At 60.0% G+C, this 16,263-nt stretch carries 11 protein-coding genes and 1 riboswitch; of the genes, 6 read left to right on the top strand and 5 right to left on the bottom strand.

Annotated features, from left to right (window positions below):
• The 3 genes from GHO42_RS16130 to cobW all read right to left on the bottom strand — a co-directional run.
• Positions 1–777 (bottom strand): ATP-binding protein (locus GHO42_RS16130; RefSeq protein WP_153384165.1); only part of this gene is annotated, 777 nt, incomplete at its 3' end.
• A 165-nt stretch (positions 778–942) separates the two neighbouring features.
• Positions 943–4,701 (bottom strand): cobaltochelatase subunit CobN, encoded by a 3,759-nt coding sequence (cobN, locus tag GHO42_RS16135; RefSeq protein WP_153326055.1) that lies wholly within the window; start codon positions 4,699–4,701, stop codon positions 943–945.
• A 3-nt stretch (positions 4,702–4,704) separates the two neighbouring features.
• On the bottom strand, positions 4,705–5,775 hold the full coding sequence (gene cobW, locus GHO42_RS16140; protein WP_133144690.1) for a cobalamin biosynthesis protein CobW: 1,071 nt from the start codon (positions 5,773–5,775) through the stop codon (positions 4,705–4,707).
• Between the two features lie 93 nt (positions 5,776–5,868).
• Positions 5,869–6,050, bottom strand: a riboswitch (cobalamin riboswitch).
• Between the two features lie 219 nt (positions 6,051–6,269).
• Here cobW and GHO42_RS16145 point away from each other — a divergent pair.
• Positions 6,270–7,562: a glycosyltransferase gene (locus GHO42_RS16145; protein WP_133144584.1), complete on the top strand. Its 1,293-nt coding sequence runs from the start codon at positions 6,270–6,272 to the stop codon at positions 7,560–7,562.
• Here the strand turns inward: GHO42_RS16145 and GHO42_RS16150 are convergent, their stop codons facing one another.
• Positions 7,563–9,824: a glycoside hydrolase gene (locus tag GHO42_RS16150; protein WP_153326057.1), complete on the bottom strand. Its 2,262-nt coding sequence runs from the start codon at positions 9,822–9,824 to the stop codon at positions 7,563–7,565.
• A 192-nt stretch (positions 9,825–10,016) separates the two neighbouring features.
• The gene (gene cobF, locus GHO42_RS16155) at positions 10,017–10,778 is read right to left on the bottom strand and encodes a precorrin-6A synthase (deacetylating) (RefSeq protein ID WP_133144582.1); all 762 of its coding nucleotides are present in this window, start codon (positions 10,776–10,778) and stop codon (positions 10,017–10,019) included.
• Between the two features lie 85 nt (positions 10,779–10,863).
• Here cobF and GHO42_RS16160 point away from each other — a divergent pair, with 85 nt between their 5' ends.
• The 5 genes from GHO42_RS16160 to GHO42_RS16180 all read left to right on the top strand — a co-directional run bounded on the left by GHO42_RS16160 (position 10,864) and on the right by GHO42_RS16180 (position 16,255).
• Positions 10,864–11,799: an AraC family transcriptional regulator gene (locus GHO42_RS16160; protein WP_153326100.1), complete on the top strand. Its 936-nt coding sequence runs from the start codon at positions 10,864–10,866 to the stop codon at positions 11,797–11,799.
• A gap of 140 nt (positions 11,800–11,939) precedes the next feature.
• The gene (locus GHO42_RS16165; RefSeq protein ID WP_095017966.1) at positions 11,940–13,250 is read left to right on the top strand and encodes a sugar ABC transporter substrate-binding protein; all 1,311 of its coding nucleotides are present in this window, start codon (positions 11,940–11,942) and stop codon (positions 13,248–13,250) included.
• A 111-nt stretch (positions 13,251–13,361) separates the two neighbouring features.
• A complete protein-coding gene (locus GHO42_RS16170) occupies positions 13,362–14,288 on the top strand; it encodes a carbohydrate ABC transporter permease (RefSeq protein ID WP_133144581.1) in 927 nt (308 codons plus the stop codon).
• A 7-nt stretch (positions 14,289–14,295) separates the two neighbouring features.
• Positions 14,296–15,129 (top strand): carbohydrate ABC transporter permease, encoded by an 834-nt coding sequence (locus GHO42_RS16175; protein WP_178126928.1) that lies wholly within the window; start codon positions 14,296–14,298, stop codon positions 15,127–15,129.
• 22 nt (positions 15,130–15,151) lie between these two features.
• Positions 15,152–16,255 carry an ABC transporter ATP-binding protein gene (locus GHO42_RS16180; protein WP_153326061.1) on the top strand — a complete coding sequence of 368 codons (1,104 nt, stop codon included), beginning with the start codon at positions 15,152–15,154 and terminating at the stop codon, positions 16,253–16,255.
• Positions 16,256–16,263 lie beyond the last annotated feature (8 nt).

The raw sequence follows: 16,263 nt of genomic DNA on the forward strand, positions 1-16,263 counted from the left end.
GCGCCAGGCGGCATGGGCCCGCGCTGCGCGCAGCCAGACCAGGTCGGCACGCATGCCATCCACCGCGGCGGCAAAACAGCGCTCAGTTACAACAGCCAGAGACTGATCATCCAGAGCGATGCTGCCCAGCCGTTCACGGGCCTGCTGGCAGCGCTCGCGCAAGGTCGTTTGCGCCTCATCCCATTGCGCGCAAAACTTCTGCGGATCAGCGTCAAAGGCCAGGCGCCGGCGGATGATTTCGCTGCGTTCTTCCGGTTGCGGCTGGCCGCTGAGCATCACATTCAGGCCGAAGCGGTCGAGCAACTGCGGGCGCAACTCGCCTTCTTCCGGATTCATGGTACCAATCAGCACGAAACGCGCAGCATGCCGATGGGAGATACCATCACGCTCGACCACATTGGTGCCGCTCGCTGCCACGTCCAGCAGCACGTCCACCAGATGGTCGGCAAGCAGGTTGACTTCATCGACGTAGAGCACGCCGCCGTCGGCCTTGGCCAGCACCCCCGGGGAGAACTGCGCCTTGCCCTGGCCCAGTGCGGCATCCAGGTCGAGGGTACCAACCAGACGCTCTTCGGTTGCGCCCAACGGCAAGGTGACAAACTGGCCGCTGGCAAGCAGGTCGGCCAGACCGCGTGCCAGCGTCGACTTGGCCATGCCGCGCGGGCCTTCAATCAGTACGCCGCCAATTTTCGGGTCAATGGCGGTCAGGCACAGCGCCAGTTTCAATGAGTCCGCGCCGACCACCGCCGATAACGGGAAATGTGGGGTGTCAGTCATGTTTTCGGGCTCCAGATTTTAGAATATTGATCGGCCTCAAAAGCTCCTCACCCCAGCCCTCTCCCAAAGGGAGAGGGGGCCGATTTTTGGTGAGGTATAAATCCTGAACATCCCCCGATCAGTCCCCTCTCCCTCCGGGAGAGGGTTAGGGTGAGGGTTGCCTGGTTACTCTTCCTCTATATCCAGCAACAGATTCTCCAGCGCCGCTTGATACTCCCCCGGTTCACTCCACAGCCCGCGCTGCTGCGCTTCGAGCATGCGTTCGGTCATGTCGCGCAGGGCATGCGGGTTGTGCTCACGCACAAACTCACGGGTATCCGGGTCCAGCAAATAGGCATCCGCCAGCAATGCATATTGATGATCATCGATCAGGTGCGTGGTTGCATCAAAGGCAAACAGGTTGTCCAGGGTAGCGGCCATTTCAAATGCGCCTTTGTAACCATGGCGTTTGACCCCTTCTATCCATTTCGGGTTGGCCGCACGGGATCGGACAACCCGGTTCAACTCTTCCTTGAGCGTACGGATCTTCGGCAGATCCGGCTGGCTGTGGTCGCCGTGGTAGCTGGCTGCGGCCTCCCCACGCAAGCTCTCTACCGCCGCCAGCATGCCGCCCTGAAACTGGTAGTAGTCATTGGAATCGAGCAGGTCATGTTCACGGTTGTCCTGATTTTGTACCACCGCCTGCATCTGCCCCAATCGCTGGGCAAACTGACCGCGGGCCGCCGTGCCTTCATCGGCGCCGCCATAGGCATAACCGCCCCAGTTCAGATACACCTCGGCCAGGTCGTCGCGGCTTTGCCACAAACGCCCATCGATTGCGTTCTGTACCCCGGCACCGTAAGCCCCGGGTTTGGCACCAAACACCCGCCAGCCCGCCTGACGGGCCGCCAGTTCCGGGGCCAGCCCTTCGCGCTCCAGCTGTTCACGCTCGCTGCGCACTTTTGCCGCGAGCGGATTCAGGTCATCAGGTTCGTCCAGCGCCGCCACCGCCTGAACAGCGGCATCGAACAGGCGAATAAGATTGGCAAAGGCATCACGGAAGAACCCGGATACACGCAAGGTCACGTCCACCCGCGGCCGGTCCAGCAGGCTCACCGGGAGGATTTCAAAGTCATCCACCCGCTGGCTACCCGTGGCCCACACCGGGCGCACGCCCATCAGCGCCATGGCCTGGGCGATATCATCACCGCCGGTGCGCATGGTCGCAGTGCCCCATACCGACAGGCCGAGCTGACGCAGGTGATCGCCGTGGTCCTGCAAATGACGCTCAAGAATCAGGTTGGCCGACTGAAAACCGATACGCCAGGCCGTGGTGGTGGGCAAGTTGCGTACATCCACGGAAAAGAAATTACGCCCGGTAGGCAGTACGTCCAGGCGCCCGCGGCTCGGTGCACCACTGGGGCCGGCAGGGACAAAACGCCCCGCCAGAGCATCGAGCAGACCCTGCATCTCGGCCGGGCCGCAGGCATCCAGACGCGGTGCAACAACCCCAAGCAGCGCCTCAAAAATCCCCCGCACTTCGCTCCATTGCTCTGTGTCGGGCAATTGCAACGTGCCCGCCAACGCCTGCTCGATCAGCTGCGCAGCATACAGTTCCAGACGTTCGCGGGTATCGCCTGCGGTGCGCCACAGCGCCTCGCTGACTGCTTGCAAAGGCGCGGGGCGACGTGCCGTCCAGGGCTCGGCCAGCGCACAGTCCAGCGGATCAAAACTCAGCCCGAAGGCTTTGGCCAACGCCCGCAGCACGCTTGATTGCGCCCCGCGGCCATCACCGCGGGGGATGCGCAGCAATGCCAGCAAGGTGTCGATGCGCAGACGCCCGGCAGGCGACTCACCAAAAATATGCAGGCCGTCGCGGATTTGCGATTCCTTGAGGTCGCACAGGTAGGTATCCAGCCGTGGCAGCCAGATTGCGGCATCGCTGTCGCTGTCGAGGTGTGCGTCCAGTTGCAGCTCGCGGTCGATATGGGTATCGCGCACCAGCTTGAGAATATCCCGTTGCAACTCCCGCGCCCGGCGCGGATCAAGCAGTTGCGCTTCGTAATACTCGTCGGCCAGCAGCTCCAGGTCAAGCAGAGGGCCATAGGTTTCGGCCCGGGTCAGCGGCGGCATCAAGTGGTCAATAATGACCGCCTGGGTCCGGCGCTTGGCCTGTGCGCCCTCACCCGGATCATTGACGATAAACGGATAGACGTTGGGCATGGGGCCCAAAATAGCATCCGGCCAGCAGTGTTCAGACAGCCCGACGCCCTTGCCCGGCAACCATTCCAGATTGCCATGCTTGCCCACATGCACCACCGCATGGGCGCCGTAGGTGTTGCGCAGCCAGAAATAAAACGCCAGATAAGCATGGGGCGGTACCAGGTCCGGGTCATGGTAGACCGCACTGGCATCGACCTGATATCCCCGCGCCGGTTGAATGCCGACAAAGGTCAGGCCAAAACGCAGCCCGGCAATCATCAGGCGACCGCTGCGAAACATCGGGTCGTGCTGTGGCTCGCCCCAACGCTCAATCACCGCCTGGCGATTGGCTTCTGGAAGACGATTAAACATCGCCTGGTATTCATCCAGCCCAAGGCTTTGATGGCACGGGCGTAGGTCGAGGCTGTCGAGGTCGTTGCTAACACCGCCCAACAGAGCTTGAATCAACGCGGTGCCGGTATCCGGGAGCTCAGCAGCCACCGGGTAGCCTTCGCCCTGCAAGGCGCGCAAAATATTCAGCGCCGCAGCCGGGGTATCCAGCCCTACGCCATTGCCGATACGGCCATCGCGGGTCGGGTAGTTGGCCAGGATCAGGGCGATACGCTTTTGCGGGTTCGGCACACGTGCCAGCTCCACCCAGCGCCGTGCCAGTTCTGCGACAAAATCCATCCGTTCGGGATGCGCTCTGTAACACACCACATCCGACTGACTGCGCTCACTGCGCCACGCCAGGTCCTTGAAGCTGATCGGCCGGCTGATGATCCGCCCGTCCAGTTCCGGCAAGGCAATGTGCATGGCCAGGTCCCGCGGGCCCAGACCCTGCTCGCTGGCTTGCCAGCCGGGCTGGTTGTCCTGGGCACAAATGGCCTGGATCACCGGGATATTGCGGCGAAACGGGCGCAAATGCGGAGCTTCCGGGCTGGACTGGGCAAACCCGGTGGTATTGAGAATGACCCCTGCGCCGACTTCATCGAGCAAGTCCTGTACCACCGCCAGGCAGCCCGGCTCCTTCAGGCTGGCGACCGCAATCGGCAGCGGATTTAGCCCTGCCGCCTGCAGTCGCTGGCAGAACACATCGACAAATGCCGTATTGGCCGCCTGCAAATGCGAGCGATAGAACAAGAGCGCCGCCACCGGTTGGCCCGGCTGCCAGTCCTGCAGTGCAGGGCTGGAATGGGCCGGATGATAAATGGCAGTACGGGGCAAGGTGTGCGGTTCGTCCCAGGCATAGTCGCGGCCCAGCCATTGGCTGGCCAGGCAACGATAAAGCTGCAGGGCGTTATGCCGCCCGCCCTGGCGCAAAAAGTGCCAGAGCCGTTCGGCCTGCTCGACGGGCACTGTGCTCAGGGCGCTGAGTTCCGGGTCGGGGCGGTCATCGCCCGGCACCAGAATCAGGGTCACACCGCGTTCAGCCAGTTGCACCAGCCGTTCAATGCCGTAGCGCCAGTAGCCGATGCCACCGTGCAGCGACAACAAAATCACCTTGGCGTGTTGCAGAACCTCATCGACATACAGGTCGACCGAGCCGTGGTTTTGCACCTGCATCGGGTTGGCCAGACGCAGGCTTGGATAATCGTCAGGCAACTGCTGCGCCGCTTCGGCCAGCAGGGCCAGGCTTGAGTCACCGCTGCACAGGATCACCAGTTCGGCGGGGGTCTGGCCGAGGTCGGCAATATTGTCGTCCGCTACAAAGCCGCCGGGCTGGGTCCTGAGCAAATGCATGGTTTAGGCGCTCAATGCTGTACGCAGGGTGGACTCGAGCAGGGTCGCGTCCAGGTCCTGGCCGATCAGCACCAGTTTGGTGGTGCGCGCTTCGTCGCTGCCCCAGGCGCGATCAAAGTGCTTGTCAAAGCGCGTGCCCACGCCCTGGATCAGCAAGCGCATCGGTTTGCCCGGAATCGCGGCAAAGCCCTTGACCCGCAGAATGCCGTGCTTGACCACCAGTTGGCTCAGAGCATCCATCAGCGCGCGCTCCTCTGCCTGAGGCAGCTCGATAGAGATCGAGTCGAAGGCATCGTGATCGTGGTCGTCGTGGTCATCATCGCCATCGTGATGATGGTCGTGATGGCTGTGGCGGCCATCGATATGGTCTTCCGAACCCGTCTCCAGGCCCAGCAGCACGTCCAGCGGCAAGCGACCGCTGCTGGCTTCGATGATCTTGACCGCCGGTGGCAGTTCTTCAGCCACTTCGGCACGTACACGGGCAAGGTCTTCAGGGCTGATCAAGTCAACCTTGTTGAGAATCACCAGATCGGCACTGGCCAGTTGGTCAGCAAACAACTCGTGCAGCGGCGACTCGTGGTCCAGGTTAGGGTCGAGCTTGCGCTGGGCATCTACCTGATCCGGGAAGGCCGCGAAAGTGCCAGCCGCCACCGCCGGGCTGTCGACCACGGTAATCACCGCGTCAACTGTGCAGGCGCTGCGGATTTCCGGCCACTGGAAGGCTTGAACCAACGGCTTTGGCAGGGCCAGGCCCGAGGTTTCGATAAGGATATGGTCGATATCGCCACGGCGCGCCACCAGCTCACGCATCACCGGGAAGAATTCTTCCTGCACCGTGCAGCACAGGCAGCCATTGGCCAGTTCATAGACGCGTCCCTTGGCCTCTTCTTCGGTGCAGCCAATAGCGCATTGCTTGAGGATTTCGCCATCGATACCCAGTTCGCCGAATTCGTTGACGATCACTGCAATGCGACGGCCGTTGGCGTTGTCCAGCATATGACGCAGCAAGGTAGTCTTGCCCGAACCGAGAAAGCCGGTAACGATAGTGACGGGGGTTTTGGCCAGTGTTTTCATCGGATGCCCTTTGGCAAAACGGCGGGCATACGGGACGACGGCCGCAAGCAGTGCGCGGTCAGTCTTCGCCACCGGATCACCCCGCCCGGTTGAAGTAAGAATCTGTTACGAGGCAGGTCTCCTGGCTTACGGCTGATACCTACCTTGCGCCTTCCCGCCTGTGAAGCAGTGGCATTGCAAGATCAACGACCGTTTACAGTTGCGGGGGCAGCCGCGGCATACCGCGTTCCCTTCTTAGCTTCGCGCTGCGAAGAACCTCGAACGCGCAAGGCTACGCAGTGCTTTGTAACAGGTCAACACAGATACGTTTAGATACCCTGACCTATTGTGGGAGCGAGCCTGCTCGCGAACGACCTTCGCGAGCAGGCTCGCTCCCACAGGTGCAGTATTCCTGTAGCCGCTCACAAGGTAAGAGGCAGCGACCACAGGTGTTGTAGGCAACTTGTGTTCTAATTGCCGCCTTTTATCAGCCACAGCGCTTCAAGGATCTGCCCATGCCGTCCACTCGCCCAACCCGCGTCCTGATTATTGGCTACGTGTGGCCCGAGCCCCGCTCTTCGGCGGCGGGCGGACACATGATGCAGATCATCGAAAGTTTCTTGCAGCAAGGCTGGCACATCACCTTCAGCAGCCCGGCAGGCATTGGCGAACACAAGGCTGATCTGGCGACATTGGGCATTGATGAAGTCAGTATCGCGCTCAATAACAGCAGCTTCGATACCTTCATCACCGAGCTGGCCCCGGATATCGTGCTGTTCGACCGCTTCATGATGGAAGAGCAGTTCGGCTGGCGCGTGGAGAAGCATTGCCCGCAGGCCCTGCGCGTACTGGAAACCTCCGACCTGCAAAGCCTGCGCGACGCCCGCCAGCAACAGCTCAAGGCGCGCCTCAAACTTGACGCCGACACTGATGATTTCAGCAGCCTGTTCGCCCCGGCACAACGGGAGACCTTCGAGCAGATGGCCGTTACCGATCTGGCGCAACGGGAGATCGCGGCGATTTATCGATGCGACTTGAACCTGATGATTTCCGAATACGAAATCGATCTGCTCGTAGAGCACTTCAAGGTGCCCCGAGCCCTGCTGCACTGGTGCCCGTTGATGGTCGACAGCGTACCTGCGCAGTTCGTACCCTTTGACCAGCGCCAGCATTTCCTGAGCATCGGCAATTTCCGTCATGCCCCCAACTGGGATGCCGTGCTCTGGATGAAAACCGCGATCTGGCCATTGATCCGTCAGCAACTGCCCACGGCGCAATTGCATGTCTATGGTGCTTACACCCCGCCCAAGGCCACTGCGCTGCACAACCCGGCACAGGGTTTTCACGTGCTCAACTGGGCCGAAGATGCGCTTGAGGTGATGAGCAATGCGCGGATCTGCATGGCCCCCCTGCGTTTTGGTGCAGGAATCAAGGGCAAAATCGCCGATGCCATGCTCTGCGGCACGCCCAACGTCACAACTCCCGTAGGCGCCGAAGGCATGCATGGCGACCTGCCGTGGGCAGGTGCCATCGAACAGAGTGCCAGTGCGATTGCTGCCGCTGCGGTGCAGCTGTATCAGAGCCCTGACGCCTGGCATCAGGCCCAGCAGCACGGAACGGCACTACTGGCGCAGCGCTATTTGCAAAGTACCCACGGCCCGGCTCTGGTCGAGTGCATCGAAGCCTGCCGCGCCGGCCTGCAACAGCATCGGCGCAACAACTTCACCGGTGCCATGCTGCGCCATCACCAGCATAAAAGTACCCAGTACATGTCGCAGTGGATCCAGGCAAAGAATCGAACGGTTTGACTAGGGCTGTGCCAGTCGCGTCGCCTTGAACATCTCGGCAATCATGATGATGCGGTCTTTTTCGCCCGGTATCTGGACGCTTGCCGACATTGGCGCAAATTGCATGGCGTCGGCACTTTGCGCCTTGTCTGGATTGAAATTGACCGTAATTCGGGTTCCATCATCAAACACCGTGCGCTGCAGGCTCCGGTCTGCACTGAGCACCTGAAAATCAACCAGTGCCTGGGTAAAAAGCCGTTGATGCAAGGGCGAAAAAACCTCGTTGTAGGCCGCGATAAAGGGCAAGTCGCGCTCCAGCACGGCGGCATTGAGGTGGTACATGGGCGGCGTCATGTACAACAGCTGCAGCAGTGCCGTGTTCTGCTGCTCATTGGAAAATTTCAACGATGGGTAGGCCCAGTGATGCGTGCTGACCAGACTGTCGTGAAGCACCATTTGGTAAAGCGGCAAGCGGTACTTCCAGGAGCGGACATAAGTTGCCAGTTGCCGTTCGATCGGAACAGTCTTGAAAAACAGTGTTGGCGTCTCCGGGGGCCAGTACTGCCCTACAAAGAAAGGTGACTGTTGATTACCGGACATGTCAGGGTCGGTCCAGTCGAATGGTTGTGTGGCAATGCCGTGGCTGTAGGCAATATTGGCTGCAAACGGAGAAACCGCCCCCTCGCTGCCCGTGACCAGCCCCAACGACTCGCCCGGGTAATCCAGGCGCCGGGCAATCACCCGGGCATTTTCACTTTCACTGGTTTCCCGGCCGGGGGTGTAGTCCGCCTGTGCAGTGACCGCAGCATCGACATCGAGAAAATAGCTGTTGAGCCCGGCAGCATCTGCCACAGCCTTGATGCGCTGGCGCGCATAGTCCTGGGCCTCCCGGGGATTGGCAAAGACGCCAATGCCATTAAACCCCTTGCTCGAAGCACCGCTCGCATCATGCTGCCCTGCACTGGCCAGGTTCGCGCCCATTTGCGCAGCGGCCCAGGTTTCCGGTTCGGCGGGTGCATGAGCGTCTGCGTAGTTGTCGTACACCGCCACCAGAAACCCGGCTTGCTTGGCCAATGCCACAGCCTGCGGGTGCCAGAATGCATCAAGCCAGTCCTTGGCACCCAGCCAGGCACGGGTGAGCCCGGCTTGTTTGAGCGCGTTGACCGTATCCACAGACAGCCCTCCTCCCCAGCGCTCGGCCGGTAACAGGTAAGGCCCGAAAGCCTCGACCAGCTGAGTTCTGGCTGCCTGCCCCCACAGCACCTCGCCAGCCGGATCATGCCCCCCGTCCAGAGGTTCCTTGGCGGGTACCGCTACAACCTGCCGCATTCCCTGGTTGATGGCACGAACCAGTTGCAGTTGATTGAACGGTGAAACCATTCGTAGCCGTGAGCGCGTACTCGACAAACTCATGTCAAATACGCTGCGGGTTTGCGGATCAAAGCTTGCCCATAAACTGGCAGCCAGATGCCCGGGGGTACGGCGCGCCCGGTCAAAAGCCGTGATAAAGCTTGCCCAGTTGAGGACGTCTGTGGTTTTCAGCGGCCCTGCGTCCCAAACGTAGATATGGGGTGCACCGCCGAGCAGGGCAGTTTGCGGCACCGCACGAATTTTATCTGTCAGTGAAACGAACTGGCCGTTGCTCTTGAGCCATTTGCGATATAGCCCTGCGCCATATAACGGTTGTGCAGGGCCGGGGGCGATGCTGATCACAAAGGGCGCATCAGGTGCAAGCCGGTTGAAGTCATGCTGCAATTGCGGCACCGCAGTGTTTTTGACTCGCTTGATACTAAACAGGGTGTCGAAGGGCGTTTCTACTATCCAGGTGACCGACAGGTCCTCGTGCAATTGAGTCCAGAACGGCATGCTCAACTCACCCAGCAACTGCCCGCCGGAGTAGCGCTTGACCAGCCAGTTAAGCCAGCCGGGGTCATTGGCCGGTATATAGCTACCCTCGCCAAAAGGAATGGCGTAGGCGCGAATGTCGGTTTGCAGGCGCGGCCAACGCAAGCTTGCAGGGCGGGACGCCTGTATCGAAACGCGCAACCTGTCGTCCTCAACCTTGATGTCGACCCGGTATTGATTCCCCTCCTGGCTAATCATCCAGCTGTCGGAAGCCAGTTCAGTGACCTCGCTGTCCTGCCTGAATGCACCGCCACTGAGCAACAAGGGCGCTTTGCCGGGCCGTAGCAAGAACACCTCAAGGGTTGCCCGGTTCACATCGAAGGTACCCTGAGCGACAGCAAAACTGGCTCTGCCAGTGGCATTGGCAGGGCCCGGCATCACAAGCCCCCATGCTGCAAAAAGCAGGACACACAACAACCCACGGTAACAACGCAAACAGGCAAGATGGGCTTTCATAGCTGACTCATGTAAACGACGCAATACAGGAGCCGAACTGTAGGCAGTTGTATCAACTTGACGCCATAATCTAATTCTACAAAACATGTACGAAAAAGACTTCGACGCAACTGCCTATTCACTCAGGCGGGTGCGCCTGCGCAGCAGATACGTGTCCATTATCCAGCCCTTGCTTGCTCGGGCAGTACTGCGGGCCTGCTTGATCTGCTCGCACACTTCGCTCAGTTTGCCCGCGATCAGAACCTCGTCCGCAGTGCCGATATAGGCGCCCCAATAGATATCGACATTTTCTTCGACAAAGGCTTCAAAGGCACAATGTGCGTCGAGCATGACCACGACATTATCCAGATCCTCGGCCACCAGCTTGCGTCCGGTGGTGATGCGGATCGGCTGGCCGATAGTGTTGAGCGCAATGCGATGGCGGGCGACAAGGGCCTGCACACTGCTGATACCGGGGATCACCTCATGCTCGAAGTCGCTGCAGCCCCCGGCCCGGACACGGTCGAGAATACGCAAGGTGCTGTCATACAGCCCCGGGTCGCCCCACAACAGAAAAGCCCCGCATTCGCCATCGGCCAGTTGGTCTTCGATCAAGTGGGTAAACACTTCGGCCCGCTGTTGGTGCCAATCCTCGACGCCATCGGTGTAGCACGCCGTTGAGCTGTCACGCTGCGGGTCGTTGACCTGCACCACACGGTAGCCCGGCTCACGGATATAGCGCTGGCAGATCTGCAGGCGCATGCGCACCAGGTCTTCGGTGGCCTGGCCCTTGTCGAGCACAAACAGCACATTGGCGCGATTCAGCGCGTTGATCCCCTGGACGGTGATGTGCTCCGGGTCTCCGGCGCCGATACCGATCAACAACAGTGTTTTCATCCTGTAATACCCTCAAATCTGACTGGACTTAACCGCAGGAACCGGCATGATCCACGCCATAACAAGACTGACGACGGCCCAGCCCATGACCCGCCCCGCCCGCGCCACAGACCCGTCCTACGAACTGATGGACGACCACAATGGCCTGTCGATCATCTATCGCCAGCATGGCTTCCCCTGTCCGCTGGTGCGCTGGCACTTCCATAAGGAATACGAGTTGCATCTGATCGTTGCCAGCAGCGGCAAGGTGTTTGTGGGCGACTATATCGGTAATTTCCACCCCGAAACATTATTCCTCACCGGGCCCAACCTGCCTCATAACTGGATCAGCCAGGTGGCCGGTGACGAGGTGGTACCCACCCGCGACATGCTGGTCAACTTCACCGATGAACTGCTTGAGGGCGCCGCCTCGGTACTCACCGAACTCAAGTCCCTCACGCCAATGCTTGAACGGGCGCGCCATGGGATCGAGTTCCGCTGTAAAGCCACGATCCGCAAGGCTATGGACCTGATGCAGGCAATTGCCGGCTCCAGCGGCATCACCCGGCTTGGCCATTTCCTGATCCTGCTGGAACTGCTGGCCGGCTGTGATGACTACCAGCTGCTGTCTGGGGTCACCGCCGGAAATCTGGCCGACGAGCAGACCATCGACCGCACCAACCGGGCTGTCGACTATATCTTCAGCCACTACACCCGCGAGCTGCCGCTAGAAGAAGTCGCCGACTACATGGGCATGAAGCCCACCTATTTTTCCCGCGTATTCAAGCAAGCCACAGGGCGCTGCTTCATCGAGTTCGTCAATCGGCTACGCATCAGCAAGTCCTGCGAGTTACTGGCCGATGGTCAAAAGCCCGTCACAGATGTGTGTTTCGAGTCAGGTTTCAACAATATTTCCAACTTCAACCGTCGCTTTCAGCAACTCAAAGGAATGACCCCGTCACACTATCGTCGCCTGGCGGTGCAGCGTTTGATCGAGCAAAACCAGCGTGCGCCGGGTGAACGCCTGCGCAGTGCAAAATAGTATCGATTGATGTGCTTCCAGTGATTTGTCACGCCGGTGATTGAGGGCTGTAATCGGCCCAGGCGCTTGCCCCGTGCGAGCCGCTATAAAAACAATAACCGTCCTTCAAAAGCCGCCAGGCCGCTGAAGTGGAGTGCTCAATGAATATCCCTGTCAAAGCGTTATGTGTCGCCACGTGCATGACCCTGAGCGGCATCAGTTCAGGCGCGCAAACCCTGACCATCGCCACGGTCAACAACAGCGACATGATCCGCATGCAAAAGCTGGCGAAAACCTTCGAGAGCGAGCACCCCGAGATCAAGCTCAACTGGGTGGTGCTGGAAGAAAACGTATTGCGCCAGCGCCTGACCACGGACATTGCCACCCAGGGCGGACAATTTGACGTGCTGACCATCGGCATGTACGAAGCCGCACTCTGGGGTGCCAAGGGCTGGCTTGAGCCCATGACCGATCTGCCCGCCACCTATGCCATCGACGATGTGTTCCCGTCGGTTCGCGACGGCCTGTCCGTCAAGGGCACGCTCTATGCCCTGCCGTTTTATGCCGAAAGCTCGATGACCTATTACCGTACCGACCTGTTCAAGGATGCCGGGCTGAGCATGCCCGAGCATCCCACCTGGGAGCAGATCGCCGGCTTTGCCCGCACCCTCAACAAACCTGACCAGGAACAATACGGCATCTGCCTGCGCGGCAAGGCGGGCTGGGGTGAAAACATGGCGCTGATCAGCACCATCGCCAACGCCTACGGCGCGCGCTGGTTCAATGAACAATGGCAACCGGAGTTCAACGGGGCCGAGTGGCAAAATGCCTTGAATTTTTATGTCGGCACACTGAAAGCCTCAGGCCCGCCGGGTGCGACCAGCAATGGTTTCAACGAAAACCTGGCGCTGTTCAACAGCGGCAAATGTGCGATCTGGGTCGATGCCAGTGTTGCTGGCTCGTTTGTCACCGACAGTAGCCAGAGCAAGGTCGCCGAGCATGTCGGCTTTACCTTCGCCCCCCATGCTGTGACCGATAAAGGCAGTGCCTGGCTGTACTCCTGGGCACTGGCCATACCCACCAGTTCCAAAGCCAAGGACGCCGCCAGGACATTCAGCACCTGGGCCACGTCCAAAGAATACGGTGCTTTGGTGGCGGAAAAAGACGGCATTGCCAATGTACCCCCGGGCACCCGGGCCTCGACCTACACCGAGGCGTACCTGAAAGCTGCACCCTTTGCCAGGGTCACCCTCGAGTCCTTGAAAGTTGCCAACCCTCAGGACCCGACCCTCAAGCCCGTCCCTTATGTGGGTATCCAGTTGGTCACCATTCCGGAGTTCCAGGCGGTGGGCACCCAGGTTGGCAAGCTGTTCAGTGCCGCGCTGATTGGCCAGACCACCGTGGACCAGGCACTGGCCGCGGCCCAGCAGAGCACCGAGCGCGAAATGAAGCGGGCGGGTTACCCCAAGTAGCACTGCCAACACCAAACTCTGGTCTGTGGGAGCGAGCCTTCTCGCGAATACCGCGTCGACTCCTTCACGAGGAGGCTCGCTCCCACGCAAAGCAATTCAGGTGTATTGACGATGACGACTTCGACTTTTATTGCCGCGCTCGACGCCCCGCCAACGGGGCGGCGTCCGCGCCTGTTCAATCCCGGCTGGTTTCTGGTAACGCCCTCTGTGGCGCTTCTGTTGCTGTGGATGATCGTGCCACTGGGGATGACCCTGTACTTTTCACTGATCCGCTACAACCTGCTCTATCCCGGCGAAAACCAGTTCGTGGGGCTGGAGAACTTCACCTACTTCCTCACCGATTCGGGCTTCCTGCCCGGCGCAACCAACACTTTGCTGCTGGTTGGCAGTGTGCTGCTGATCAGCGTGGTGCTCGGCGTACTGATCAGCGCCCTGCTCGAAGCCAGCGAATTCATGGGCCGCGGCATCGTAAGGGTGCTGTTGATCTCGCCGTTTTTCATCATGCCGACCGTGGGCGCGCTGATCTGGAAAAATCTGATTTTCCATCCGGTATCCGGCGTCCTGGCCGCCGTGTGGAAGTTGTTTGGCGCCCAGCCGGTGGACTGGCTGGCGCACTACCCGCTGCTGTCGATCATCATCATTGTGTCGTGGCAATGGCTGCCCTTCGCGATCCTGATTCTGATGACCGCCACGCAGTCTCTGGACCAGGAACAAAAAGAAGCCGCGCGCCTGGACGGTGCCGGCCCCATCGCGATTTTCTGGCACCTGACCTTGCCCCATCTGGCGCGCCCCATTGCCGTCGTAGTGATGATCGAGACCATCTTTCTGTTGTCGGTGTTCGCCGAAATCTTTACCACCACCAACGGCGGCCCGGGCTATGCATCCACCAACCTCGCGTACCTGATCTACAACCAGGCGCTGGTGCAGTTCGACGTGGGCATGGCCTCGGCCGGCGGTTTGATCGCCGTGGTCATCGCCAATATTGCCGCCATCATTCTGGTGCGCATGCTCGGCAAAAACCTGACAGACAAGCCGTGAGGGCTCAGTGATGACACTTCAACAATCGCGCCGCCTGCAAAGCCTGCTGCTGGGCACCCTGGCCTGGGCCATCGCCATCCTGATCTTTTTCCCGATCTTCTGGATGCTCCTGACCAGTTTTAAAACCGAACTCGACGCCTTTGCCACGCCGCCCCAGTTCATTTTCACGCCCACGCTGGAGAACTACCTGCATATCGAACAGCGCAGCGGTTACTTTCACTTCGCCTGGAACTCGGTGGTGATCTCGTTCACTGCCACGGCCCTGTGCATGCTGATCGCTATCCCGGCGGCCTACTCGATGGCGTTCTACGAAACCAAGCGCACCAAGGGCACGCTGCTGTGGATGCTCTCCACCAAGATGCTGCCGCCAGTGGGTGTACTGATGCCCATCTACCTGCTGGCCAAGAGCTTTGGCCTGCTGGATACACGGGCGGCACTGATCATCATCTATACCCTGATCAACCTGCCGATCGTGGTGTGGATGATTTACACCTACTTCAAGGATATTCCCAAAGACATCCTCGAAGCCGCACGGCTGGACGGCGTCACGCTGTGGCAGGAGGTGGTGCGCGTATTGCTGCCGATCAGCAAGGGCGGCCTGGCTTCAACCCTGCTGCTGTCGCTGATCCTGTGCTGGAACGAAGCGTTCTGGTCACTGAACCTGACCTCTTCCAGCGCCGCGCCTCTGACTGCACTGATCGCGTCCTACTCCAGCCCCGAGGGCCTGTTCTGGGCCAAGTTGTCGGCCGTTTCGACCCTGGCCTGCGCACCGATCCTGATTTTTGGCTGGATCAGCCAGAAGCAACTGGTGCGCGGTTTGTCCTTCGGCGCAGTCAAATAAAAATACTGATTGGAGGCCCACTATGGCCAACCTGAGAATCAACAATCTGCACAAGGGCTTTGAAGGTTTCTCGATCATCAAAGGCATTGATCTTGAGGTCAACGACCGTGAGTTCGTGGTATTTGTCGGGCCGTCGGGCTGCGGTAAATCCACACTGCTGCGCCTGATTGCCGGGCTTGAGGAAGTGACGGACGGCACCATCGAGCTGGACGGGCGCGATATCACTCAAGTCAGCCCGGCCAAGCGCGATCTGGCCATGGTATTTCAGACCTACGCTCTGTACCCGCATATGAGCGTGCGCAAAAATATGTCGTTTGCCCTCGACCTGGCAGGCGTGCCCAAGGCCGAAGTGGCAAAAAAGGTCAACGAAGCCGCCCGCATTCTGGAACTGGCACCCTTACTTGAGCGCAAGCCCAAACACCTGTCCGGTGGTCAGCGTCAGCGCGTGGCCATTGGCCGGGCGATTGTTCGCAACCCCAAGATCTTCCTGTTTGATGAGCCGTTGTCCAACCTCGATGCCGCGCTGCGGGTGCAAATGCGTCTGGAACTGGCACGCCTGCATCAGGAACTGCAAGCAACCATGATCTACGTGACCCACGATCAGGTCGAAGCCATGACCCTGGCCGACAAGGTGGTGGTGCTCAATGGCGGCAGGATCGAACAGGTTGGCTCACCGCTGGAGCTGTATCACCACCCCGCCAACCTGTTTGTTGCAGGCTTTCTCGGCACACCGAAAATGGGCTTTTTGAAAGGCCGGATCAGCCGCGTTGACAGCCAGGGTTGCGAAGTCGAGCTGGACGCTGGCGCCCGTATCCAGTTACCCCTGAGCAGCCCTGCGCTGAGCCTGGGCAGCCCGGTCACCCTGGGCATTCGTCCGGAGCACCTGAACCTGGCCAAACCCGGTGAGTGCACCCTGAGCGTGACTGCCGATGTCGGCGAGCGCTTGGGCAGCGACACCTATTGCCACGTCAATACTGCCTGCGGTGAACCGCTGACCATGCGCGTGCGCGGTGATATGGCCAGCCGCTATGGCGAGCAGTTGCAGTTGCACCTGGACAGTGAACATTGCCATTTATTCGATGCCGGGGGCCTGGCCCTGACCCGTCCATTGCGCGCAGCTGCCTGAACCCACGA

This window comes from Pseudomonas sp. FSL R10-0056 (assembly GCF_009600105.1).
In the GTDB taxonomy this organism is placed as follows: Bacteria; Pseudomonadota; Gammaproteobacteria; order Pseudomonadales; family Pseudomonadaceae; genus Aquipseudomonas; species Aquipseudomonas bubulae.

Excerpts from the sequence above, each read along its gene's own strand:
- cobF (WP_133144582.1), bottom strand. The coding sequence starts at position 10,778 with ATGAAAACACTGTTGTTGATCGGTATCGGCGCCGGAGACCCGGAGCAC.
- GHO42_RS16145 (WP_133144584.1), top strand. The coding sequence starts at position 6,270 with ATGCCGTCCACTCGCCCAACCCGCGTCCTGATTATTGGCTACGTGTGG.
- cobN (WP_153326055.1), bottom strand. The coding sequence starts at position 4,701 with ATGCATTTGCTCAGGACCCAGCCCGGCGGCTTTGTAGCGGACGACAAT.
- GHO42_RS16160 (WP_153326100.1), top strand. The coding sequence starts at position 10,864 with ATGACCCGCCCCGCCCGCGCCACAGACCCGTCCTACGAACTGATGGAC.
- GHO42_RS16170 (WP_133144581.1), top strand. The coding sequence starts at position 13,362 with ATGACGACTTCGACTTTTATTGCCGCGCTCGACGCCCCGCCAACGGGG.
- GHO42_RS16165 (WP_095017966.1), top strand. The coding sequence starts at position 11,940 with ATGAATATCCCTGTCAAAGCGTTATGTGTCGCCACGTGCATGACCCTG.
- GHO42_RS16180 (WP_153326061.1), top strand. The coding sequence starts at position 15,152 with ATGGCCAACCTGAGAATCAACAATCTGCACAAGGGCTTTGAAGGTTTC.
- cobW (WP_133144690.1), bottom strand. The coding sequence starts at position 5,775 with ATGAAAACACTGGCCAAAACCCCCGTCACTATCGTTACCGGCTTTCTC.
- GHO42_RS16150 (WP_153326057.1), bottom strand. The coding sequence starts at position 9,824 with ATGCCGGGCCCTGCCAATGCCACTGGCAGAGCCAGTTTTGCTGTCGCT.